The organism is Klebsiella sp. RC2, from assembly GCF_014192815.1.
GTDB classification, from domain to species: Bacteria; Pseudomonadota; Gammaproteobacteria; order Enterobacterales; family Enterobacteriaceae; genus Klebsiella; species Klebsiella variicola.
Genome location: NZ_JACHYL010000002.1, coordinates 750,698 through 771,349 on the forward strand (window position 1 = coordinate 750,698; position 20,652 = coordinate 771,349).

At 57.4% G+C, this 20,652-nt stretch carries 20 protein-coding genes and 1 other RNA gene; 7 read left to right on the forward strand and 14 right to left on the reverse strand.

Translation table 11 applies throughout. The annotated features are described in order from the left end of the window. Positions 1-9 precede the first annotated feature (9 nt). The 4 genes from FHW76_RS08450 to FHW76_RS08465 form a co-directional block, all read right to left on the reverse strand. Positions 10-1,212 (reverse strand): arabinogalactan endo-beta-1,4-galactanase, encoded by a 1,203-nt coding sequence (locus FHW76_RS08450; protein WP_060619469.1) that lies wholly within the window; start codon positions 1,210-1,212, stop codon positions 10-12. Positions 1,213-1,216: 4 nt separating this feature from the next. Continuing rightward, positions 1,217-2,068, reverse strand: coding sequence for a sugar ABC transporter permease (locus FHW76_RS08455; protein WP_004204761.1), 852 nt, complete (start codon positions 2,066-2,068; stop codon positions 1,217-1,219). A gap of 10 nt (positions 2,069-2,078) precedes the next feature. Next, positions 2,079-3,386, reverse strand: coding sequence for a carbohydrate ABC transporter permease (locus FHW76_RS08460; protein ID WP_008805425.1), 1,308 nt, complete (start codon positions 3,384-3,386; stop codon positions 2,079-2,081). Between the two features lie 62 nt (positions 3,387-3,448). Further along, positions 3,449-4,681, reverse strand: coding sequence for a maltodextrin ABC transporter substrate-binding protein (locus tag FHW76_RS08465; RefSeq protein WP_012542673.1), 1,233 nt, complete (start codon positions 4,679-4,681; stop codon positions 3,449-3,451). 356 nt (positions 4,682-5,037) lie between these two features. On the opposite strand from FHW76_RS08465, the gene FHW76_RS08470 reads away from it, so the two are divergent. Both FHW76_RS08470 and FHW76_RS08475 read left to right on the forward strand, forming a co-directional pair. Then, positions 5,038-6,147: an ABC transporter ATP-binding protein gene (locus FHW76_RS08470; protein ID WP_008805423.1), complete on the forward strand. Its 1,110-nt coding sequence runs from the start codon at positions 5,038-5,040 to the stop codon at positions 6,145-6,147. Positions 6,148-6,380: 233 nt separating this feature from the next. Next, complete coding sequence (locus tag FHW76_RS08475; protein WP_008805422.1) at positions 6,381-7,940, forward strand: EAL domain-containing protein; 1,560 nt, start codon at positions 6,381-6,383, stop codon at positions 7,938-7,940. Positions 7,941-8,002: 62 nt separating this feature from the next. Here FHW76_RS08475 and FHW76_RS08480 read toward each other — a convergent pair whose 3' ends face one another. After that, positions 8,003-8,275, reverse strand: coding sequence for a metal/formaldehyde-sensitive transcriptional repressor (locus FHW76_RS08480; RefSeq protein ID WP_012542675.1), 273 nt, complete (start codon positions 8,273-8,275; stop codon positions 8,003-8,005). 164 nt (positions 8,276-8,439) lie between these two features. Between FHW76_RS08480 and FHW76_RS08485 the strand changes: the two genes are divergently transcribed. Continuing rightward, the gene (locus FHW76_RS08485; RefSeq protein ID WP_022066291.1) at positions 8,440-9,297 is read left to right on the forward strand and encodes a nickel/cobalt efflux protein RcnA; all 858 of its coding nucleotides are present in this window, start codon (positions 8,440-8,442) and stop codon (positions 9,295-9,297) included. A gap of 44 nt (positions 9,298-9,341) precedes the next feature. On the opposite strand, the gene FHW76_RS08490 is transcribed toward FHW76_RS08485, so the two are convergent. Next, a complete protein-coding gene (locus FHW76_RS08490) occupies positions 9,342-9,956 on the reverse strand; it encodes a YitT family protein (protein ID WP_008805419.1) in 615 nt (204 codons plus the stop codon). Positions 9,957-10,044: 88 nt separating this feature from the next. Between FHW76_RS08490 and FHW76_RS08495 the strand changes: the two genes are divergently transcribed. Beyond that, complete coding sequence (locus tag FHW76_RS08495; RefSeq protein WP_087653549.1) at positions 10,045-11,472, forward strand: PLP-dependent aminotransferase family protein; 1,428 nt, start codon at positions 10,045-10,047, stop codon at positions 11,470-11,472. A 134-nt stretch (positions 11,473-11,606) separates the two neighbouring features. Here FHW76_RS08495 and FHW76_RS08500 read toward each other — a convergent pair whose 3' ends face one another. The 3 genes from FHW76_RS08500 to ffs form a co-directional block, all read right to left on the reverse strand. Then, a complete protein-coding gene (locus tag FHW76_RS08500; RefSeq protein ID WP_004142688.1) occupies positions 11,607-11,822 on the reverse strand; it encodes a hypothetical protein in 216 nt (71 codons plus the stop codon). Continuing rightward, entirely contained in the window at positions 11,819-12,076 is a 258-nt protein-coding gene (locus FHW76_RS08505; RefSeq protein WP_002891977.1) for a hypothetical protein, read from the reverse strand. The genes FHW76_RS08500 and FHW76_RS08505 overlap by 4 nt, the downstream gene beginning before the upstream one ends. Positions 12,077-12,385: 309 nt before the next feature. Then, an RNA gene (gene ffs, locus FHW76_RS08510) (signal recognition particle sRNA small type) lies at positions 12,386-12,482 on the reverse strand. Positions 12,483-12,723: 241 nt separating this feature from the next. Here ffs and FHW76_RS08515 point away from each other — a divergent pair. Continuing rightward, positions 12,724-13,131: a hypothetical protein gene (locus tag FHW76_RS08515; protein ID WP_008805417.1), complete on the forward strand. Its 408-nt coding sequence runs from the start codon at positions 12,724-12,726 to the stop codon at positions 13,129-13,131. A 68-nt stretch (positions 13,132-13,199) separates the two neighbouring features. Then, the gene (locus tag FHW76_RS08520; protein ID WP_008805416.1) at positions 13,200-13,511 is read left to right on the forward strand and encodes an MGMT family protein; all 312 of its coding nucleotides are present in this window, start codon (positions 13,200-13,202) and stop codon (positions 13,509-13,511) included. Positions 13,512-13,548: 37 nt separating this feature from the next. Here FHW76_RS08520 and FHW76_RS08525 read toward each other — a convergent pair whose 3' ends face one another. Next, the gene (locus FHW76_RS08525; RefSeq protein WP_008805415.1) at positions 13,549-14,040 is read right to left on the reverse strand and encodes a YbaY family lipoprotein; all 492 of its coding nucleotides are present in this window, start codon (positions 14,038-14,040) and stop codon (positions 13,549-13,551) included. Between the two features lie 221 nt (positions 14,041-14,261). Between FHW76_RS08525 and tesB the strand changes: the two genes are divergently transcribed. Further along, on the forward strand, positions 14,262-15,125 hold the full coding sequence (gene tesB / locus FHW76_RS08530) for an acyl-CoA thioesterase II (RefSeq protein ID WP_008805414.1): 864 nt from the start codon (positions 14,262-14,264) through the stop codon (positions 15,123-15,125). 51 nt (positions 15,126-15,176) lie between these two features. Here the strand turns inward: tesB and amtB are convergent, their stop codons facing one another. From amtB to FHW76_RS08550, 4 genes are all read right to left on the reverse strand, one after another. Then, the gene (gene amtB, locus FHW76_RS08535) at positions 15,177-16,463 is read right to left on the reverse strand and encodes an ammonium transporter AmtB (protein WP_012542680.1); all 1,287 of its coding nucleotides are present in this window, start codon (positions 16,461-16,463) and stop codon (positions 15,177-15,179) included. Between the two features lie 33 nt (positions 16,464-16,496). Beyond that, on the reverse strand, positions 16,497-16,835 hold the full coding sequence (gene glnK / locus FHW76_RS08540; RefSeq protein ID WP_002891893.1) for a P-II family nitrogen regulator: 339 nt from the start codon (positions 16,833-16,835) through the stop codon (positions 16,497-16,499). A 243-nt stretch (positions 16,836-17,078) separates the two neighbouring features. Then, on the reverse strand, positions 17,079-18,857 hold the full coding sequence (locus FHW76_RS08545; protein ID WP_087653548.1) for a SmdB family multidrug efflux ABC transporter permease/ATP-binding protein: 1,779 nt from the start codon (positions 18,855-18,857) through the stop codon (positions 17,079-17,081). Next, complete coding sequence (locus tag FHW76_RS08550; RefSeq protein ID WP_008805411.1) at positions 18,850-20,622, reverse strand: SmdA family multidrug ABC transporter permease/ATP-binding protein; 1,773 nt, start codon at positions 20,620-20,622, stop codon at positions 18,850-18,852. Before FHW76_RS08550 ends, FHW76_RS08545 begins: the two co-directional genes overlap by 8 nt. Positions 20,623-20,652: the final 30 nt, after the last annotated feature.

Below are 20,652 nucleotides of genomic sequence, written 5' to 3' on the forward strand. Positions count from 1 at the left end.
GACAAAAAATTAATTAAAAACTTTTACCGACGGCAATACTTTTCCCTGGCAATCAAATAGCGCCTGATTTTCACGTGCATTGCCTTCTTTCCACTCGTCGTGGATATATTTCATCCCCGCCGGGGTAGCCCAGGTATTTCCCGGCACGGCAATCCACGTGGGCTCCCAGTAAAAAATACCTTTGCCGCGCTGGTCGGGAACATCTATGACGGCCTGCATCAGATCGTGAATATAGTGATATTGCCCCTGCACGGTGGCGGGATAACCCCCGTCCTTTTCCTCTTTCGCCTGGAAACTATTTTCCGCGTTGTCGCAGTTGGCCAGGGTATAGGCATAGGCCGCCTCGACGACGATAACGTCTTTGTTATAGCGTTTGCTGATGTCATCCATGTTAGCCTTCAGGGCGCTGATCGGGCCATTCCAGTAGGTGTACATCGACAGACCAATCACGTCATACGGTACATGGCGCTTGTCAATCTCATCAAACCACCAGCGGAAGGTATCGTTCCTGGTCCCTTCGGCCAGATGCAGCATGATTTTCACTTGCTCGCCGTTACGTAGATTCTCCTTCAGGCCATCAATGGCCGCGTTCAGCAGCCCGGCCAGCCGGTCGAACTCGCCGCCCCCCTGCCCCCAACTTTTCCCTTCCGGCCACAGGATGCCGCCGTTGATCTCATTGCCGATCTGCACCATATCCGGCAGGACGCCTGCCTGCTTAAAGCGGGCGATGGTATCGCGGGTATAGTCATGAATCGCCGTTTTCAGCTGCGGATAATCCATCTTTTCCCAGGCTTTCGGCTTGAACTGCTTGCCGGGATCGGTCCAGAAATCGCTGTAATGAAAATCGAGCAGCAGCTTCATCCCCTGGGCTTTCGCCCGTTTCGCGAGGGTCAGGGTGGTGGCCAGGTCGTTATTTCCGCCGCCATAGCCCTCACCGCTCGCCGATTGCGGATCCACCCACAGACGGAGGCGAACATAGTTGACGCCGTTCTCTTTCAGAATCGCGATCGGATCCTTGCGCTGATTATTCTGGTCGTAGAACGTCGCCCCGTGCTTTTCGGCATCCAGCAGCGTGGAGATATCCGCGCCTTTGATAAAGTCCGCCGGCATGCCCTGAAACGCGCGGGTTTCAAGCGCGTCCGCGGCCAGAGTAGGGGTGGAGAAACTGCATGCCAGACAAACCGCAAGCCATGCGGGGGTGAATCTTTTCATGTGCTTATCCTTTAGTACTGCCCGAGGTCAGGCCGGAGACAAAGTATTTTTGTAACGCCAGGTAGAGGATCGCCACCGGTACGGCAATCAGCACCGCCCCCGCCGCGTAGGTGGTGTAGCTGGCACCCATTTTTTGCGCCACCAGGTTATACAGACCAATAGGCAGCGTGTATTTATCCGGGGTACGCAGGATGGTGCTGGAGAGGATGAAATCCCCCAGCGGACCGGTGAAAGAGAACAGCGCCACCACCGCGAGGATAGGCCTCGACAACGGCATGATGATCTCGATAAAGATGCGAAAGCTGCTGGCGCCATCCATGCGGGCGGACTCATCCAGATCTTTGGGGATCGCGTCGAGATACCCCTTCATCAGCCAGGTATTCATCGGGATCATCCCCCCGACGTAGATCAGCACCAGCGCCAGATGGCTGTTAATCAGGCCAAGCAGTTGCGATAGCACAAAGATCGCAATCAGCGCGGAAAACTGCGGGATCATCTGCAGCAGCAGGAACAGCATCAGCCCGTTCTGCCGCCCTTTAAAGCGGAAGCGGGAGAAGGCGTAAGCGGTAAAGCTGACGCTAATCAGGGTCAGCACCATGGTCAGAAAGCTGATTTTCATCGAGTTCCAGTACCAGGTGAGGTAATTCACATTGCCATTGAACAGATCGGCATAGTGCTGGAACGACAGGTTTTCCGGAATGATCGAGGTACTGAGCAGGCTATTGCCGGCGTTCAGCGACGCCCCGACCGTCCAGACCAGCGGATAGATAATCACCACCGAGACCAGAATAACCACCAGCCAGGTGAGAGAGAGTCGGATCCACTTTTCGCGTTTAATACTGGGTGATTGAGCCATGTTGCTTCCCTTACGCCATGTCGTCATTTTTGAAGGATTTGGTGGCGCGGAACTGCCACAGCGCCAGGCCGACGACAAAGATCGACAGCAGGATCGTGATGGTCGCCGCGATGGCGTACTGCGACGAGGACATCGTCAGCTTATAGATCCACGACACCAGAATATCCGTCCCACCGGCATTGGAGCCTGCCACCGCAGGACCGCCGTTGTTAAACAGATAAATGATGTTGAAGTTATTAAAGTTGAAGGTGTACTGAGTGATGATGATCGGCGCGATCGCGTACAGCACCAGCGGCAGAGTGATGGTGCGCAGACGGGTAAAGGCGCTGGCGCCGTCCATCGTCGCCGCTTCATACAGATCGTCCGGGATCGCCTGCAGCACGCCGGTGGTCATGGCAAAGACAAACGGGAAGCCAAGCCAGGTCTGCATCATGATCAGCGCCGTTTTAGTCCAGAACGGGTCGGTCAGCCATGCCTTCGGGCTGATACCGAAGAACGACAGGATCGCGTTGTTGATGACCCCGAATGAATCGTTGAACATACCGGCAAAGACGAGGATGGTGACAAACCCCGGCACCGCCCACGGCAAAATAAAGATGGTGCGGATCAGCGGCTTAAAGCGCAGATCTTTTTGGTTCACCAGAATCGCCAGCAGCACGCCCACCGTACACTGCAGGGTGGTCGCCAGCAGCGTCCACACCACGGTCCACTGCAGCACATCCAGGAAGGTGGAGCGCCAGATAGAGAGGGTGAAAATATTGACGAAGTTTTTCAGCCCCACCCAGTCCACCAGCTTCGCCGGCGGCGTGTGGTACAGGTTGTAGTTGGTGAAGGCGATGGCGAAACCGAACAGAATGGGAAAGATCACCACAAAGACCAGCAGAATAAAGCCCGGGGTGATCATCAGGTACGGAAAACCGTCGCTCAGCAGCATCTGGTACTGCTTACGCACGCTGTTCAGGGCGATCCCCTCATCGCGTTTTTTGCCGTTCAGCCACGCATCCCGCAGCGAGAGAAAATAGATCAGCACGCCAAAGGCGACGATCAGCACACTGATAATCCCCTCCGCTAACAGGAAGATAGAGTTATCCCGGGGTACCTCTTCACCCAGGGTATATAACCCCCACAACCCCTCACGCAGGAAATCATAAAAAATCCCCAGAAAGCTGCTCAGCAGCACCAGGAAGACCAGCCCTTTCAGCCACTGGCGATGATAAAACTGACCGAAACCCGGCACGATTGCCAGCAGCAGGCCGCACCATGCATGGCGCCCGGGCCCGCGTGCGTCGCTAAAATTTTCGCTGGAATGGATGCTCACACTCGACTCCTTCTACAAACGGGAGGTCCCCCTCCCGCTCGGTGACTTCACGTGACGGTGAATTACTGATTGCTGGCCTGCATTGCTTCGATCTGCATCGTGATCTGTTTCACCGCGTTATCGAGCGCGGCCTGCGGCGCCTGCTTACCGGTGAGGCTCAGTTCAAGCGCGGCGTTGGCCGGCCCCCACACTTCCCCCATCTCCGGAATGCCCGGCATCGCCACCGCTCGCGCCGACTGGATGGCGACGGCACTGGCCTTTTGGTCGTTTTTAATCACCGGATCGTCAATCATCGCCTTCAGCGGCGGAATTTCGCCGGTGGCGACATAGCGGGCTTTCACATACTGCGGCTGGTTGATGAACTCGATAAACTGTTGCGCCAGCGCTTTGTCTTTACTCCAGGTCGATACCACATAGCCTTTGACGCCCAGGAAGGAGCTCATCGGCTTGCCGTCCGGCAGGGTCGGCAGGGGCGCCACGCCATAGTTAATGCCAGCGGCTTCATACGGCTGGAAGGCCCAGGGGCCGTTGATCACCGCCGCCGCTTTTTTCTCGGTAAACAGGGAATCGATGGCATTCAGCCCGTTATCGCCGAGGATCCCCGCTGGAAAGACCTTCTCGGCATAGAATTTTTTCAGGAAGGTGACGGCTTCGACGGCGCCGGGGGTATTGAGGCCCACTTGCTGCGGGTTAAAGCCACCGCTGTCGTTTTTAGCAAAGATATAGCCGCCCATCGGGCCAATCGCCCCCCAGCTGTAATAGATCTGGTCAAACTTGGCGAGCAGGCCGTATTTGTTCTGCTCGCGCTGGGTTTTCGAGTAGTCCAGCCAGGCCTGCAGGCTGTCCAGCGGCTTGTCGATCAGGTCCTTATTGTAGATAAGCACCAGGGTTTCCACCGCCTTCGGGATCCCGTACAACGCGTTATCCATGCGGAAGGCATTGATGGAGGCTGGCGTAAAGGCATCCTGTTTCGCCTGATCGACGCTGAGAGGCGAGAGAAGTCCCTGAACCACGGCGCCGCCGAGCTGGTCATTCGGGATCACCAGCACGTCCGGCCCAATGCCCGCCGGGCCGTCGAGGCGCAGTTTTTCCAGCTGCTGGGCATAAGGCATCTCCTGGAGATTAACCTTCACGTTGTACTGCTTTTCAAAATCGCTAACCGCGGTTTTGATCCCGGCGGATTTTTTAATGTCTTCCCAGACGTTGAGCTGCCCGGCGGCGTGCGCCTGCAGGCTGGTGAGTTGCCCCGCCGCCAGGGTGGTAAGGATCAGTGCAGCAAGCGTGTTCTTTTTCATTATCAACCTCATGTGAAGGTATAACAATTTAATGGTTTTTATTGGGCTTATCTCTGCCAGTCAGAAAAATAAATCACTTCAAACTGCCGAGTTATATGAGAAAAAGGTTCCGGCTCTCTTTTGTTATACGCTACCCGTAGATTGCTGACAAAACTACCATAAACTGCCAGTTGTGTGATCATCCTTGCAGAAATGAAACGCCGCTGTATGGCGCTAAAACCGCGGAAGTTATAGTCAGGACATGATTTTACTGCTGTTGAACATCGCCACGCTGAATTGTTACACGTAATACAATTCACACTAAACACAGCGGCATACCAACGGCAAACAACAGCTACTCACTTCGGGGAATGTGGATGTCCAATATACGACTGAGGAATGTCACCAAAAGGTTCGGCAGCACGGTGACGCTGCACCAGGTCAATCTCGATATTGAAGATGGCGAGTTTGCCGTTTTCGTCGGTCCTTCCGGCTGTGGAAAATCGACGCTGCTGCGCATGATTGCCGGTCTGGAAGAGGTCAGCGAGGGTGAAGTGCTGATCGGCGATGAGGTGATGAATGATGTCGTGCCCGCCCGCCGCGGCGTGGCGATGGTCTTCCAGTCCTATGCGCTCTACCCGCACATGACGGTGGCAGAGAACATGGGCTACGGGTTGAAGGTGAATAAAGTGCCGAAAACGGAGATCCGTCGCCAGGTGGAAATGGTGGCTAAAACGCTGCAGCTCTCGCACCTGCTGGATCGTAAACCGAAGCAGCTCTCTGGCGGCCAGCGGCAGCGCGTGGCCATTGGCCGGGCGATCGTGCGTAATCCCCGGGTGTTTATGTTCGATGAGCCGCTCTCTAACCTCGATGCGGAGCTGCGCGTCGATATGCGCCTGCATATTGCCCGTCTGCACCAGGAGCTGAAGACCACCATGGTGTATGTCACCCACGATCAGGTAGAGGCGATGACGCTGGCCGATAAAATCGTGGTCATGAACTACGGGAAAGTCGAACAAATGGGTTCGCCGATGGCGCTGTATTACAATCCGGTCAACAAATTCGTCGCCGGCTTTATCGGCTCGCCGAAGATGAATTTTTTGCCGGCCATCGTCAGCGACTGGCAGCCGGAACGCTTAACGGTCACCCTCGCGCAGGACCATCAGTTGGTCCTCAATATCGCTACCCAGCCGCTGAAGCCCGGCGCCGCGGTGACGCTGGGGATCCGGCCAGAGCATCTCACGCCCGACGTCACTACCGGTACCGTGGTGGAGTTTCAATGTGAAGTAGTGGAGCGTCTGGGTAACAATACCTATCTGTTCGGCCAGTGCTACGGCCACGATAACGTCAAGGTCCTGCTGCCCGGCGACGTCCATTTCCGCCCGTGGCAGAAAATAAATCTGGCCTTCGATGAGCGCTTCTGCATGGTATTTGATGAGAATGACCTGCGTATCAGCGCTGATATCCCGGCGCCGGATGCGCACTAGCTAACATATTGCTGTCATCTGCGCCGTGTATGCTGCGACTGAATGCCGGAATACACCCTGCCCGGCATTCACACCCTCATTTTTATTCTGCTGCATCGGAATCATCCTTCTCTCCCGGCATCGCAGCCTCTCGCGATGCCGGTTTTTTCGCGACCTCAGCTCACTTCTCTCGCTGCGCCTGATTTATCTTTCGCATATACTGATGACACCCGGCGAACGATAAGGACACAGGTATGAGGACCCGGCATCTGGTGGCGCTGTTTACAGGGGTGCTGATACTGGCCATCATCCTGCCCATCTCACTCAGCATCTGGCAGGCAGCGCGGCAGGCCAAGCTGCAGTTCTATCGTGAACTGGATGACTATTCCAACCGTATCGTCGTCCGCACGCTGCAGGTTGCCGATCAGGCCAGGGAAGCGCTACGTGAGGCCGACTCACACACCGCCGCCTCCTGTAGCCCTGAGCACCTGCTCACGCTCCGCCGCATCGCCTACACCCATCGCTACATTCAGGAAGTGCTCTGGCTGCGTGATTCCGTGCCGCAATGTTCCTCCCTGGAAGACCATAGCGTCGCGGTCACCTTTCCCCCGCCGGACCACATTGCCCCTGACGGCTATCGCACCTGGCTGACCTCAATTAACGATCTCGGCCTTAATCACCAGATGACGGCCATGGGCAGTCAACAGCATATGGTGATGATCGATCCCATCTCTTTTATCGATGTGGTTCCTGCCAGCGAGGAGAAGATCCATACCATGCTGTTTGGTTTGGATCACCTGAAAATGGTGATCAGCAGCCAACCGCTGCCGGATACGGTCTGGCAGCGTATTAAAGATCCACATGTTAATATGCTGACGCTGGATAACACGGTCTATCGGATCCAGCGCATTCCCGAGCTGGGCTCCGGCATCGTGACCTGGTCGTCGACGCTGCCGCTGCAGCAGCGTATTCGCCAGCAGCTAATCTTCTGGCTCCCTGTCGGCATCTTCACCAGCCTGCTTGCTACCTGGCTGCTGCTGCGCCTGCTGAGACACCTGCGATCACCACGCAACAGTATGCTGGACGCCCTCAACTCCGAAGCGATTCAGGTTTACTATCAGCCGATAATCTCGTTGCAGGATGGGAAAATCGCCGGGGCCGAGGCCCTGGCCCGCTGGCAGCAACCCGACGGCACCTTTTTATCGCCGGATATTTTTATTCCTCTGGCCGAGCAGACCGGGCTGATTACGCAGTTGACGGAAGATATCGTCAGGAAAATTTTTACCGATCTCGGTCCCTGGCTGCGGCAGCGGCCGGAAGTGCACATCTCCATCAACCTGTCGGTAGATGATTTACGCTCGCCCACCCTGCCGACGTTGTTACACGATCAGCTGCAGCACTGGGGGATCGCCGCCGAACAGATCATCCTTGAAATCACCGAGCGCGGGTTTGTCGACCCGGAGACCACCATGCCGGTGATCGCTCACTACCGTCAGGCCGGGCATCGTATCTCGATTGATGACTTTGGCACCGGCTACTCCAGCCTGAGCTATCTGCAGAAACTGGACGTCGATACGCTGAAAATCGATAAATCTTTTGTCGATACCCTCGAGTACCGGCCGCTGACGCCGCACATTATTGAAATGGCCAAGGCGCTCAATCTGGCCACCGTCGCCGAAGGGGTGGAAACCGAAAGCCAGCGCGACTGGCTACGACAGCATGGCGTCCAGTACGCCCAGGGATGGCTGTACAGCAAAGCGCTGCCAAAAGAGCAGTTTATTCTGTGGGCGGAAAATAACCTCCATGTGCATTAAGCAACAGGAGCAATAAGCAGAATGCCAGCGGGTGTGGCCACTTCGCCGCCCGCGCCTGGGCGCTACTTCAGATAAGATTTGATCACCTGCATCACCGTCTCCAGATCCGCTTCACGCTGTGTCTCTTCAGGCTCTTTCACCACATGGTCGGTCAGATGCCCCTGAATAACCTGCAGCATCATACCGTTGACCGCGCCGCGAATCGCCGCCAGCTGCTGTAGCACCTCAGCGCACTCATGCTCGCGATTGAGCATTTTCTCTAACGCGGAACTCTGCCCCTGAATTTTTTTCAGTCGGGTCAGTAACATTTTTTTGTGTCGAACTGTATGTGACATTGCACGATCCACCGTTTCATTCTGTCCGTGATTACCGACCTTCATCATCAGTAACGCCTGCCAGCATAGCATGATCCCTTTTGTCAGCCGCTTTTTCTACTGGGGGGTAGTATTTTACTACTGGGGGGGAGTAGGATAAACGCACTTTTGGCAAGGATCCCGATATGAACGATTTCACTTCCCTTCTGCAGCAAGGTAATGCCTGGCTGTTTATTCCCAGCGCGATACTGCTCGGTGCCCTGCACGGCCTTGAACCGGGCCATTCAAAAACCATGATGGCCGCCTTTATCGTGGCGGTACGGGGAACGTTAAAACAGGCGGTGCTGCTGGGGCTGGCGGCGACGGTTTCCCATACGGCAGTCGTCTGGCTGATCGCCATGGCCGGCCTGTGGTTTGGCCGCGGCTGGAACGCGCAGACCTCCGAACCCTGGTTTCAACTGATCTCGGGGATAGCGATTGTACTGATTGCCTGCTGGATGCTCTGGCGCACCTGGCGCGAATCGCAGCCCCATACGCACCATGATCACCACCATGAACATGAGCACCACCACGAACATGATCATCACCACGAACATGATCACCACCATGAACATAATCACTACTATGAACATGCGTCCTCATCCGCCGCGCCGCTGGTGGCGGAGGAGTGGCAGGACGCGCATCAGCGGGCTCATGCTCAGGAGATCAACCGGCGCTTTGATGGCCGTCAGGTGACGACCGGGCAGATCGTACTGTTTGGCCTGACCGGCGGGCTGATCCCCTGTCCGGCGTCCATTACTGTGCTGCTTATCTGTTTACAGCTGAAGAAATTTTCGCTTGGCGCCACGCTGGTACTGGGCTTTAGCGTTGGTCTGGCGCTGACGCTGGTGGCTTCCGGGGCTATCGCCGCGCTGAGTCTTAAACAGGCCACCCGCCGCTGGCCCTGGCTTAATGATGTCTCGCGCAAGGCGCCCTGGTTCTCAGGTTTACTGATTATCGTGGTGGGGATCTACATGATGGTTCACGGCCTGAGCGGCCTGTAAGCGTCGGCTCGCCCTCTTGCGGATAGAGAGGGCGAGTCGTTAATTCAGGAGACTATCTCCTGCGGAGTGCTGACCGCTTTGCGGCTGACGGGCTGGCGAAACCACGGCAGGCACAGCTGGATCAGCGGCCCAATCGACAGCGCGTAAATCACGGTGCCGACGCCAAACTTACCGCCCAGCAGCCAGCCAATCACCAGCACGGTAAGCTCAATAGCCGTACGGATACCGCGTAATGACCAGCCGGTACGAGCGTGCAGACCAGTCATCAGGCCATCACGCGGCCCGGGGCCAAAGCCCGCGCCGATATACATCCCGGTGGCGATAGCATTCAGCACAATCGCCCCCACCAGCAGCACACTGCGAGCCACCAGCGACTCCAGCGGCGGCAGGACGGCCAGCGTGGCATCCGCCGCCAGCCCCAGCACGATAACGTTGCTCACCGTGCCGAGCCCCGGCATTTGCCGGATCGGGATCCACAGCAGCAGCACCGCCGCGCCGGTCAGGATAATCACCGTACCGAAACTGATACCCAGCTGTTTAGCCACCCCGAGATGGAAAACATCCCACGGATCGGCGCCAAGATTGGCATGCACGAAGAGCGCCGTGGACACGCCATAAAGTACCAGGCCGATATATAACTGCAGCAGGCGACGAAGCATATTTTTTCCTCTACATCATTGCGAATGCCCTTATCATCAGCAAAAATGGACTGATAATTAATGGCCAGTTTTGGAAAAGTGGATCGCTATGTCAACCCGACGCTTTGGAACACAATCGCTGGTACGCCTGCTCGGCAACTGGCAGGAGTCCACTTCACGCACGCCGCTATGGCGTCAGCTAGCGGAAGCGCTCCGCCTGCTGATCCTCGACGGTCGCCTGACGCTGCAAACGCGCCTGCCAGGCGAGCGCGAGCTGGCGGCGGCGCTGAACGTCAGCCGGACCACCATCGCCAGCGCGCTCGGCCAGTTACGGGAGGAGGGTTTTCTCTACAGCCGTCAGGGAAGCGGTTCGCGCATTGTCTTGCCAGAGCGTCCCGCCGACCTGCCGCCGCCCTCAGGCATCCCCTCCTCGCTGAATCTCTCTACCGCCGCCCTCAGCGCCGGGCCGGAAGTCCATCAGGCCTTCCAGCATGCCATGACGCTGCTGCCGCCCTACCTGGGCCAGACCGGCTACGATCAACAAGGGCTGCCAGTACTGCGGGAGGCGATTGCCCGTCGCTACAGCGAACGCGGTCTGCCGACGCGGCCCGATGAAGTGATGGTGGTCAACGGCGCCCTCAGCGCCTTCGCATTGATCCTCCGCCTGTTTACCGGCCCGGGTGACCGGGTGGTCATCGATGCCCCCACCTATCCGATGGCGATTAGCGCCATTCAGGGCGCCTCCTGCCGCCCGGTCGGCGTCGCGCTTCCACAGCAGGGATGGGACTGTGATGGACTCGCGGCGACTATTGCGCAGACCGCGCCGCGTCTGGCGTGGCTGATGCCGGATTTTCACAATCCCACCGGGCGCTGTATGGATGCTCCCACCCGCCAGCGGGTCGCGGATATCGCCGCCAGAACGCGGACGACGCTGGTGATCGACGAGACCATGGTTGATCTGTGGTATAACGCGCCACCTCCTCTACCGCTGGCCTGCTTTAATCCCGATGCTGCGGTGATCACCATTGGCTCAGCCGGGAAAAGTTTCTGGGGGGGACTGCGCATCGGCTGGATCCGCGCCAGTGCGCGAACCATCGCCTCCCTTATTCAGGCCCGCGATTCCCTGGATTTGGGTACGCCGCTGCTGGAGCAACTGGCCTGCAGCTGGCTGCTGGCCAATGCCGCCACGCTGCTACCGCCGCGGCGGGAAATGCTGAAGGCGCGCCGGGACATGTGCGAAACGTTAATGGCGGAGTATTTTCCCCGCTGGCGATTTTCACCGCCGGAAGGTGGGCTCTCTTTTTGGGTGGAACTCCCTGACATGCTGGCCACGCTGTTCTCTGCGCGCGCGGAAAGTCAGGGGATCCATATCGGCACCGGCACGCGCTTTGGTCTTGAGGGAGCCTTTGATCGCTATTTGCGTCTGCCATTTACACTGCCAGACGAAGCATTGCGCCAGGCCTTCTCCACGCTACAACCGCTGTGGCAAAGCTTTGCAGAACAGAAGGAAAATACGCGTTTGCGGAAAATAATATAAGAAAATATCGACGGGCTGGCATCAGCCCGTCAAATGACCATCATCCATGAGGTATATGAGATGTTTTTATAAAATTGCCTGAGTATCCTGCCCTCTGGTTATGGCATCCCGGTGACAGAAATAAGGCAATTTCATTAATGCTGGCGCGGAATAGGAAACCCTTTCAGGGAAATAATAAAGCCATCTTCATCTTTTTTAATTTTAGCGCCGGTGTCACACCAGTCGGAGGCAATGCGAAAGAACTCATCACTACCGATATTCCAGTTCAGGCGCACGTGTTTTACGTATCCTGAGCGCAACATATCGCAGGCTTCGCTATAGTTGCTGGCTGTAGAGAATTGTTGTTTCATTTTTTCTTCTTCAGAAGTTTTCTTAATGCTTTGATTTCTTTAGGGGTTAATGGGGTCGCTTCCTCTTCGGTATGCTGGCTGTCAATGTCCTCTTCCGTCACCCCCGCCTCACCTGCTGACTCCTCCAGCTGAAAAGCCAGCTGCAGCAGCTTTTCCGTTGCCGTTCCCAGGTTCTCGTTATTCACTTCCGCATAATGACGCAGCTTCTCTTTTAACTCGGCGTCAATTTTTACATTCAAAACCACTGTGGTCATAGCTACGCTTCCCGTGCAATAAAATCATCATAATTAATACACGAAGTTAACATGCTGATCCAGAGATATATTTTATAGCATGGCTCTGGCAACAAATTCCCATCAATAAGATGCCTTTTATTTATGACATGCAAATGACATTAATATTTCAGTAGCATTTCAGATTTATGACAAGTAAATATTATGGAATAAAAACGGGTTGTTTTAGCAACAAAAAATAATATGTGATCCGTATCAGATATTAATTATAGCAGGGATAAAGACCGGACAAATACAAGGGAGATATCAGGAGGGCGAAATGGGTGGGGGCCCTGCCAGCTACATCCCGGCACACACGTCGTCTGCTCTGGCTGCTTCCTTCCGGACCTGACCTGGTAAACAGAGTAGCGTTGCGGGAGAACCAACAGAGCCCCCATTGAGAGCGTTAGTTACCCAACGCGCTGGCGCATTATCCCTGCTGACCTGGTGAATTGCAAGCTCACCCCGATCGCCTGCTGGTTTATTGCACAATACGCCAATAAAACCAACAACTCACGGCCAGGCTGTGAGATTGGGAGCGCGCGCTCAGCACATTGCCGGGTTATCCACCATACTTAGCCCTCTTGCGTCACCTTTAATCATCAGCACCTTGTCTCGACGGTAATCGAATGACTGACTCATCACCACAGACCATCACTCTGCCTTTACCCGCTATTGAAGGGATGACCATCGCCTTTCATGGCGTGAACTATCTGCGCCCGGAAAAAATGCTCGACTTCGCGACCATCAGCCAGACCCCCGTGCGGGCGGTCACGCCGCTGGCGCTGCTCTATTCCACCGTCGGCGTGCTGCGCCAGGTGGAACTGCGCAAACTGCCCGTCTACATCAGCGGCCGGGTGGTGTACCCCATTTCGTCGCTGACCATGCCAGGCCTGCGCGCGAAACTGATCATTAACGCCACTTCGCAGCGGTTGAAATTTCTCGAGAGCCTCATCGCCAGTTCACCGTCTGACAATGTCCATGGCATGCAGATCCTCGGCCTGGCCCTAACCTTCACTGTCGAACAACCCGCCTGAACCGAGGCAGGCTGTACAGCCTGCGCCTCAGCGCTTATGCTGGCGTTTTCCGGTTAACAGGGCTGAACATGGATCCGCACGACACATTCCCCCAACGCGTCTGGCATATCGTGGCGTCGATACCGGAAGGCTATGTCGCCACCTACGGCGATGTCGCCCGCCTGGCCGGTTCACCGCGCGCCGCGCGCCAGGTAGGTGGCGTACTGAAGCGCCTGCCGGAAGGGTCAACCCTGCCCTGGCATCGGGTGGTCAATCGCCATGGCGATATCTCCCTCACCGGGCCCGATCTTCAGCGACAGCGCCAGGCGTTGCTGGCCGAAGGGGTTCAGGTCTCCGGCAGCGGCCATATCGATCTCCAGCATTATCGCTGGGTTTACTGAAGACAAAAAAAAGCCCCCGTCAGGGGGCTCGGCGAGCTTATTGCGCAACGGGGACGGCGGTCTGCGTGACCGGAACCAGCGTCAGGTCGGCATGCGTCCCACCCTGGTTTATCACCGTCTGCACGGTATCGGTAATGAACATTAGCTGGCCGTTCACCGCGATCGCGGCACTCAGCAGAATACGGGCGTTCGGCTGAATGTCTGCCGGATTGTAAGGCAGGGCAAAGTTAAATGGCGCCTGTTTGCCTTCGGTACGCACCGCTTTTTGCGACAACACGCGGGCTGGCGCATCTGCCAGAGAAGCATCCGACAGGGTCACCGTCAGTACCGCATCCGGCGGTAAAGCGATTCTCTGGCGGATATTAATCGTCCCCGTAACGCTCGGCTGCTGCTGTGCCACGCTCAGCGTCGCGATGCCATAAGGGTCGGGCGCGGCTGCCTGAGTCGAAGAACTGGTAGAGTGGTGATTAGCACAGGCGGTTAGCGTCGCGGCGACGGCTAAGGCACTAAACATATAGGCAAATTTCATGATGTTCTCCTTATCATCCCTTAATACCCAGGAGGATGTTCCGCCGCTTCGCCGGCAGGAACTTTCGTGTCGTCAATAAGTGTGGCACAGATCTCAGATTTGTTCCTGTTGCCCCCTCGTTATTCAGATTATTACACCCATCGGACCACTTGCGATTCCAGGTTATACTTTGCCACATCACGCGCACCGCGCTGCGCCGCTATCATTAATTGAGGATAAGTATGAGTCAGGCACTCTCTAACCTGCTGGCATTATTAGATCTGGAAAAAATTGAGGAAGGGTTATTCCGCGGACAGAGCGAAGACCTGGGATTGCGCCAGGTTTTTGGCGGCCAGGTGGTGGGCCAGGCGCTGTATGCGGCAAAAGAGACCGTGCCCGTTGAACGTCTGGTACATTCGTTTCACAGCTACTTTCTGCGCCCCGGCGACAGCCAGAAACCGATCGTCTACGATGTGGAAGTACTGCGCGACGGCAACAGCTTTAGCGCCCGGCGAGTGGCCGCCATTCAGAACGGGAAGCCGATCTTCTATATGACCGCCTCATTCCAGGCGCCAGAGCACGGCTATGAGCATCAGAAAGCGATGCCGCCGGCCCCCTCTCCTGACGGCCTGCACTCGGAAACCGATATCGCCCGCAAGCTGGCACACCTTCTGCCGCCGCAGGTAAAAGATAAATTCCTCTGTGATAAACCGCTGGAGATCCGCCCGGTCGAATTTCATAACCCGATGAAAGGCCATATTGCTGAACCGGTGCGCCAGGTGTGGCTGCGCGCCAATGGCGCTGTTCCCGACGATCTGCGCATTCATCAATATCTGCTGGGCTATGCCTCGGACTTTAATTTCCTGCCGGTGGCGCTGCAGCCGCACGGCGTCGGCTTCCTTGAGCCTGGCATGCAGGTCGCCACTATCGACCACTCAATGTGGTTCCACCGGCCGTTTAATATCAATGAATGGCTGTTATACAGCGTTGAAAGCACCTCGGCCTCCAGCGCCCGTGGCTTCGTCCGCGGCGAGTTCTACACTCAGGATGGAACGCTGGTGGCTTCAACGGTCCAGGAAGGGGTGATGCGTAACCGCAACGCATAAAAAAAGCCTCCCTGACGGGAGGCTTTTTGCTACAGGGAGAAGGGTTTTCTATCAGGCGTTGTAGGCGTTTTCGCCATGGCTGTTGACGTCCAGTCCTTCGCGCTCCTGCTCTTCTGGTACGCGCAGCCCCACGGTCATGTCCGCCACTTTGTAGCCAATGAAAGCGACAACGCCCGACCAGACGATGGTAATCGCGATACTCTCGAGTTGCACCAGCAGCTGATGGCCCATGGTGACGCCTTCTGCATAACCCACGCCGCCCAGAGAGGTGGCCGCGAAGATACCGGTCAGGATACAGCCGACGATGCCGCAGACGCCGTGGACGCCGAAGACGTCGCAAGGGTCATCAACCCGCAGCCAGCGTTTCAGCGCCGTTACGCCCCAGATGCCCGCCAGACCAGATGCGATACCCACAATCAACGCCCCACCGACACCGATATACCCACAGGCTGGTGTGACGCCAACCAGACCGGCAATCGCCCCGGAGCAGGCGCCCAGCAGTGAAGGTTTACCGCGCAGAGCCCATTCGCCAAAGGTCCACGCCAGGATGGCAGCCGCTGTGGCGACGACGGTGTTGACGAAAGCCAGTGCGGCAATTTCGTTCGCTGCGCTGGCGGAGCCGGCGTTGAAGCCGAACCAGCCCACGTAGAGGATGGCGGTTCCGGTGAACACCATCGGCAGATTGTGCGGTTTGAACGCTTCTTTGCCGAAGCCCACACGTTTGCCCATCATGTACGCCCCCACCAGCCCGGCAACCGCAGCGTTGATGTGTACAACGGTGCCGCCCGCGAAGTCCAGCGCGCCGTGGGTCGCCAGCAGACCGCCGCCCCAGACCATGTGCGCAATCGGAACATAAGAGAGCGTCATCCACACCACCACAAAAATCAGCACGGCGGAGAAACGAATACGCTCAGCCAGCGCCCCCACGATCAGCCCGACGGTGATACAGGCGAACGAGCCCTGGAAGGCCACGTGGATGTACTGATAGAAGGTGCCCATCAGCGCTTTCAGTTCAATATTTTTCAGCATCACCCAGTCAAAGCTACCGAAGAAGCTGCCGCCGGTGCCGAAGGCCAGGGTATAGCCATAAATCACCCACAGTACGCAGACCAGGCCAAAGGTCACAATCACCTGAGTCAGCATGGAAAGGACGTTTTTGCCGCGGATCAGGCCGCCGTAAAACAGCGCGATCCCCGGGATGGTCATAAACAGAACCAGCGCGGTGCAAATCATCATAAACGCGTTATCGGCTTTGTCCGCCACTGCGGGCGCGGCCATTGCCAGTCCCGGAAGAAGGGCTAATGCCCCCAGACCCGATTTCATTGTTGCCATTTTCATTGTTTCGTTCCCCATCACTGTGTGGTCTGGAAATTACAGTGCCGCTTCGTCAGCTTCGCCGGTACGGATGCGAATGACGCGCTGCAATTCAGCGACAAAAATTTTGCCGTCGCCAATTTTTCCGGTGTAAGCCGCTTTGCTGATCACATCGATGACTTCATCCAGCTGATCGTCGGCAATCGCCACATCAATCTTCACTTTTGGCAGAAAGTTGACGCTATACTCGGCGCCGCGGTAGAGCTCCGCATGACCTTTCTGACGGCCAAAGCCCTTGACTTCAGTGACCGTCAGGCCCTGAATGCCGATGGAAGACAAGGCTTCACGCACGTCTTCCAGTTTGAATGGTTTGATTACCACGGTAACCAGCTTCATAAGTCCCCTCCAGGCAGTATTCGGTAATGGCCGCAGCTAACACGATGGATATAAAGCAAGGGCTATGCCAGAAATGAAAAAAGGCCGCAGAGCGGCCCTTTGATGGTAAAAAACAGGGGACAGGTCAGACAATTGCCTGCTGAAACGCGTTTGCAGCGCAAAAATGCACCACAACAGTGCATTTGATGTAACGTTTTTGCACCACGGCAGGCCACGCTTTCTTCGCTGCCTGCTGGTGGTGCATCAGGCGCTGAGCGACTCTTCCCGGGCACTGGCCGCCAGCTCTTCGCCAGCCAGCTGCAGCTGATACATCTGCCAGTAACGACCTTTCGCCGACAGCAGCTGCTGATGGGTGCCCCGCTCGACAGCCTGACCGCGATGCAGCACCAGGATGGTATCGGCCTCAACGATGGTTGACAGTCGATGGGCGATAACCACGAGGGTGGTATGCTGGCGGACTTTCGCCAGCGCCTGCTGGATCGCCTGCTCGGTGCCGGAGTCGATGTTGGCCGTCGCCTCATCCAGAATCAATACCTGCGGGGTCTCCACCAGCACGCGCGCCAGCGCCAACAGCTGTTTCTGCCCAACGGAGAGGTTATTGCCCTGCTCGCCCAGCTGAGTGTACAGGCCATCGCTCATGCTGCGCGCCACCTCCGCCAGTTGCACCGCCTCCAGCGCTTCCCAGACCTGCGTCTCACTGATATCCCGACCCAGCGCGACGTTGGCGTAGAAGGTATCCGCCAGCACCACCGGATCCTGTTGCACCATCGCGATGCCCCGACGCAACGCGCTGTGGCTGAGGGAAGCAAGCGGCCGGCCATCGATGCGGATCTCCCCGTGGGTTAACGGGTAATAGCCCATCATCAGACTCGCGAGAGTACTCTTCCCGCTGCCGGTATGCCCGACCAGCGCCACGAAGCTGCGGGAGGGAATATCCAGACTGATATCCTGCAGGACCAGTCGATCCCCCCGGTAGGCAAAGGAGAGATGGTCAATTTCCACCCGGCCGCTGCTCAGCGGCGCGTCATCCGAGCCCCACGCCTGGCGCGGGCGATCCATCAGCTCAAAAACGCGTTCGCCGGCGACCACCGCCTGCTGCAGCATCGACTGCTGGGTGGTCAGCTCAATAAGCGGCTCGTTAAGGCGTCCGAGATAGCTGATAAACGCGTACAGGACCCCGACCTCGATCGTGCCCACCGCGCTAAAGCCAAACAGCATCAGCAGCCCGCACAGCACCAGCGAGGAAAAAAGGCTCAGCAGCGGGCGCAGCAGAAAACCGTCGAGGCGCAACGTCTGCATCCGCGCCAGATAGTGGGCATAGCTGGCCTCGCGCATCCGTTCGCCAAAGCGCGCCTGCTGGCGGAACTGCTGGATCACCCCCATGCCGTTGATCACTTCGTTGAAACCATCGTTGATATCAGCAAGCCAGGCGCGCACCCGGCGCACGATCGGCGTGCTATAGCGCTGATAGATGATCATCACGATCAGCACCGCCGGGAAGATCGCGATCGCCACCAGCGCCATCCGCCAGTCGAGGCTAAACATCGCCACCAGCATCGCGCCGATCAGCGCCGCGCTGCGCAGCACCGTCGCCACCACCGTCACGTACAGATCGCGAATGACTTCCGTATCGTTGGTCACCCGCGAGATAAGCTGCCCAACCGGCTGGGTATCAAACTCGCTGAGCGGCTGATGCAGGGCGGCATCCATTACATCGCTACGCAACTGCTGGACGACGCCGACCGCGGCGCGGTTAAACAGCAGCGACTGGTTATAGTGCAGTAATGCCGCCAGCAGCTGCAGGCCGATATAGGCTACCGCCAGGCCTGCCACCAGCTTCAGCGGGAGCGTATGCTTCGCCACCATATTATCGATGAAATAGCTGATGAGCAGCGGGCCGCTCACTTCCGCCGCCGCCGCGATCCACATCATCCCCACCGCAATGGCCAGCGGCTTACGCCAGGGAGAACCATAGGCCAGCAGGCGTTTAAGCGTCGGCCAGAGTTCGGTAAAGCTACGCATCCAGGGCCTCCTCTTGCGCCTGCGGAACCTCGTCAAGCGCGGCTTCCAGCTGCTGGTAACGATACATGTCGCGGTACCAGCCTGGCTGCACGGCCAGCGCCTCATGGCGGCCACGCTGGGCAATATGCCCATGCTGTAACACCAGAATTTCACTGGCCTCGGTCAGCGCCGACAGCCGGTGGGCGCTGATAATCACCGTCCGCCCCTCCCCCCACTGGCGCAGGTTGTGCAGGATCTGGTGCTCCGTACGGCCATCTACCGCCGACAAAGCATCATCAAGGATCAAAATTTCAGCCTCCAGCAGCAGAGCGCGGGCAATCGAGATGCGCTGTTTCTGGCCGCCGGAGAGCATCACGCCGCGCTCGCCCACCTCGGTATCGTACCCCTGGGGCAGGCGCAGAATGTCGTCATGCACGCTGGCCAGCCGTGCCACGCGTTCAATCTGCGCCGGTGTCGCATCCGGTTTGCCCAGCGCGATATTATTGGCGACGGTGTCGGAGAATAAAAATGGCGTCTGATTGACCACCGCCAGCCGGGCGCGCCAGCTGTCGAGCTGCAGACGCGGCAGCGGCAGATCGTGAAAGCGGATCTCGCCGCTGGTGACGTCAAAATGACGTTGCAGCAGCGCCAGAATGGTACTTTTACCGGCGCCCGTCGGCCCGCAGATACCCAGCATTTGCCCCGGCTGGAGGGTAAAATTAACCTGCTCCAGCGAAGGTTTACTCGCCTGCGGATAGATGAAGTTGCGGATGGCAACCTGCAGGACACCGCGGCCTGCCGGCACTGCTTCAGTACCGTCGTCTACCGCTGGCGCCTCTTCGAGCATCGTGCGGATACGGCCATAGGCCGCGCTACCGCGCTCAACAATGTTAAACATCCACGCCAGCGCCAGCATCGGCCAGATCATCAGGCCAAGATACATCACAAAGCTGGTCAGCTGGCCCAGCGTCAGGCTGCCGTGGATCACCATCCAGCTGCCGCCGCCGATAGCCAGCAGGTTAGCGGCCCCGATGGCGATATAGATGGTGGGGTCGAAACGCGCGTCAATGCGTGCCACGCGCATATTTTTCGCGCCGGTATCGGCGGCATCGGCGGCAAACTGCGCCGACTGGCGATCCTCCAGCCCAAAAGCCTTAATCATGCGGATGCTGGTCAGGCTCTCCTGTGTGCGATCGTTAAGGCTGGAAAAGGCCGCCTGGGCCACGCGAAAACGTTCGTGAAGCGCATCGCCGTTGCGTTTGATCGCCAGCGCCATCAGCGGCATCGGCAACAGCGCCAGCAGGGTGAGCTGCCAGCTAATCTGCGTCGACATCACAATCAATACCGCACAGCCCATCACCATCGAATCCACTAGGGTTAACACCCCTTCACCGGCGGCAAATACCACCCGGTCAACATCGTTGGTGGCGCGGGCGATCAGATCGCCAGTGCGATGGCGCAAATAGAATGCCGGATGCTGGCGGCTCAGTTGCCGGTAAAAATCTTCCCGCAGTTCGACCGCCAGCTGGTAAGAGGCGCCGAACAGCAGCACGCGCCAGACATAGCGCAGCAGGTAAACCATTACCGCGACCAGCACCAGCGCGCCGATCCACATCCACACCTTCTCTGCGGTGTAATGTTGTTGCGTCACGCCGTCCACCACAATGCCCACCACCTTCGGCGGAATAAGCTGCAGGACGGCAATAATGGCCAGCAGGGCAATCGCGCCAAGATAGCGGCGCCACTCCCGGCGGAAGTACCAGCTGAGTTGAGCAAATAATCGCAAGCAGTAAAATCCTGATTTGTAATGGGTTAC

Coding starts and splice junctions, on each gene's coding strand:
- FHW76_RS08450 (WP_060619469.1), bottom strand. CDS start 1,212: ATGAAAAGATTCACCCCCGCATGGCTTGCGGTTTGTCTGGCATGCAGT.
- FHW76_RS08455 (WP_004204761.1), bottom strand. CDS start 2,068: ATGGCTCAATCACCCAGTATTAAACGCGAAAAGTGGATCCGACTCTCT.
- FHW76_RS08465 (WP_012542673.1), bottom strand. CDS start 4,681: ATGAAAAAGAACACGCTTGCTGCACTGATCCTTACCACCCTGGCGGCG.
- FHW76_RS08470 (WP_008805423.1), top strand. CDS start 5,038: ATGTCCAATATACGACTGAGGAATGTCACCAAAAGGTTCGGCAGCACG.
- FHW76_RS08475 (WP_008805422.1), top strand. CDS start 6,381: ATGAGGACCCGGCATCTGGTGGCGCTGTTTACAGGGGTGCTGATACTG.
- FHW76_RS08480 (WP_012542675.1), bottom strand. CDS start 8,275: ATGTCACATACAGTTCGACACAAAAAAATGTTACTGACCCGACTGAAA.
- FHW76_RS08485 (WP_022066291.1), top strand. CDS start 8,440: ATGAACGATTTCACTTCCCTTCTGCAGCAAGGTAATGCCTGGCTGTTT.
- FHW76_RS08490 (WP_008805419.1), bottom strand. CDS start 9,956: ATGCTTCGTCGCCTGCTGCAGTTATATATCGGCCTGGTACTTTATGGC.
- FHW76_RS08495 (WP_087653549.1), top strand. CDS start 10,045: ATGTCAACCCGACGCTTTGGAACACAATCGCTGGTACGCCTGCTCGGC.
- FHW76_RS08500 (WP_004142688.1), bottom strand. CDS start 11,822: ATGAAACAACAATTCTCTACAGCCAGCAACTATAGCGAAGCCTGCGAT.
- FHW76_RS08505 (WP_002891977.1), bottom strand. CDS start 12,076: ATGACCACAGTGGTTTTGAATGTAAAAATTGACGCCGAGTTAAAAGAG.
- FHW76_RS08515 (WP_008805417.1), top strand. CDS start 12,724: ATGACTGACTCATCACCACAGACCATCACTCTGCCTTTACCCGCTATT.
- FHW76_RS08520 (WP_008805416.1), top strand. CDS start 13,200: ATGGATCCGCACGACACATTCCCCCAACGCGTCTGGCATATCGTGGCG.
- FHW76_RS08525 (WP_008805415.1), bottom strand. CDS start 14,040: ATGAAATTTGCCTATATGTTTAGTGCCTTAGCCGTCGCCGCGACGCTA.
- tesB (WP_008805414.1), top strand. CDS start 14,262: ATGAGTCAGGCACTCTCTAACCTGCTGGCATTATTAGATCTGGAAAAA.
- amtB (WP_012542680.1), bottom strand. CDS start 16,463: ATGAAAATGGCAACAATGAAATCGGGTCTGGGGGCATTAGCCCTTCTT.
- glnK (WP_002891893.1), bottom strand. CDS start 16,835: ATGAAGCTGGTTACCGTGGTAATCAAACCATTCAAACTGGAAGACGTG.
- FHW76_RS08545 (WP_087653548.1), bottom strand. CDS start 18,857: ATGCGTAGCTTTACCGAACTCTGGCCGACGCTTAAACGCCTGCTGGCC.